The organism is Pseudoxanthomonas sp. LjRoot204_2, from assembly GCF_056175765.1.
Window position 1 is genome coordinate 1 of sequence record NZ_JBGFFG010000623.1, and the last position, 1499, is coordinate 1499.

Here is a 1499-nt window from a genome sequence, read left to right on the forward strand (position 1 = left end):
GTCGAACAGCGCGCTGTCGCGTTTGAGCTCGGTTACATCGCTGAACAGCGTGCTCACCTGCGACGGCACGCTGGCGCCCGGTGCGAACTGCGGCACCGACGTGGCGGTGAGCCACAGCAGCTGCTTCTTCTCGCGGTGGTAGAGCCCCAGCAGCACGCTCTCGATCATCTGGCCGGAGTCGAGCGCGCGTTGGGCCGGCAGTTCATGGCGCGCCATCTCGCGGCCGTGTTCGTCGACGATATGCCAGCGGCCGAGCGCCAGTTCCTGGTCCGCGCGCTGGTCTTCGCGGATGCCGAAGATGCGCATCGCCGCACCGTTGCAGTACTGCACTTCCATGTCGCGGTTGTGCACCACGATGCCCTTGTCGATCGTCTCCATCAGCTCGCGGTAGCGCATTTCCGCCAGCCGGCGGCTACTGATGTCGCGCGCGACGGCGACGATGCTCTTGCGCCCGTCGAAGTTGATGTTGGCCGAGTGCACTTCGACCGGGAACCGCGTCCCGTCACCGCGCATGTTGGTGACCTCGATCACGTAGGTCTCGCCGCGGTTGAGCGTCTCCCAGACGGGCACCAGGTGGTCGCGCGGCAGGTCGGGATTGAGCACGTTGATGTTGCGGCCGACGATCTCTTCGCGTGGCCGTTTGTACGCCAGCATGCCGGCCTGGTTGAGGTCCAGGATGGTGCCGTCCTCGGCGATGATGCTGACCGGGTCGGGTACGGCGTCGAACAGGTTGCGATAGCGCGAGCGTTCCGTCTCCGCGTCGTGCTGCTTGGCCAACAGTGCGTCGCGCGCCTGGCGCAACAGATCGGCGTGCGGGCCGTCGGCCGCGGCCGCGCGTTCGAGTGCGGCGGCCAGCGCCATCACGTCGACGTCGCTGGCGCGGCCTTGGTTCATGCCGCGGCCAATGCCTTGCCGACGCGGCTGCCGGTTTCGCGTCCCAGACGGCTCGCCAGCCAGCGGCCCGTCTCCGCCAGCAGGTCCAGATCGACGCCGGTGCGCATGCCCAGGCCGTGCAGCAGGTAGATCACGTCCTCGCTGGCGACGTTGCCGCTGGCGCCCTTGGCATACGGGCAACCGCCGGCGCCAGAGACGGCAGAATCGACCACGCGTATGCCCACCTCCAGGCAGGCCAGGATGTTCGCCAGCGCCTGGCCGTAGGTGTCGTGGAAATGCACGGCCAGCGCGGAGAGCGGGACTTCCGCAGCGACAGCCTTGAGCATGTCGGCGGCCTTGCGCGGCGTGCCGACGCCGATGGTGTCGCCCAGCGAGATTTCGTAGCAGCCCATCGCATGCAACTGACGCGCCACGCGCACCACGTCGGCCACAGGCACGTCGCCCTGGTACGGGCAGCCGAGCACGGTGGAGACGTAGCCGCGCACCTTGATGCCATCGGCGGCGGCACGTTCAAGCACCGGGCGGAACCGTTCGATGGACTCATCGATGGAGGCGTTGATGTTCTTCCGGTTGAAGGCCTCGGAGGCGGCCGTGAACACCGCGAC

The 1499-nt window shown here is 67.8% G+C and carries 2 protein-coding genes; both read right to left on the minus strand.

The genetic code is table 11. The annotated features are described in order from the left end of the window. Nucleotides 1-894, minus strand: an 894-nt coding sequence (locus AC04L7_RS18505) for a PAS domain-containing protein (RefSeq protein ID WP_475513672.1), incomplete at its 3' end; no start/stop codon positions are given. Next, the coding region (locus AC04L7_RS18510) for a hydroxymethylglutaryl-CoA lyase (RefSeq protein ID WP_475513673.1) at nt 891-1499 on the minus strand (609 nt) is incomplete at its 5' end. The genes AC04L7_RS18510 and AC04L7_RS18505, both read right to left, overlap by 4 nt.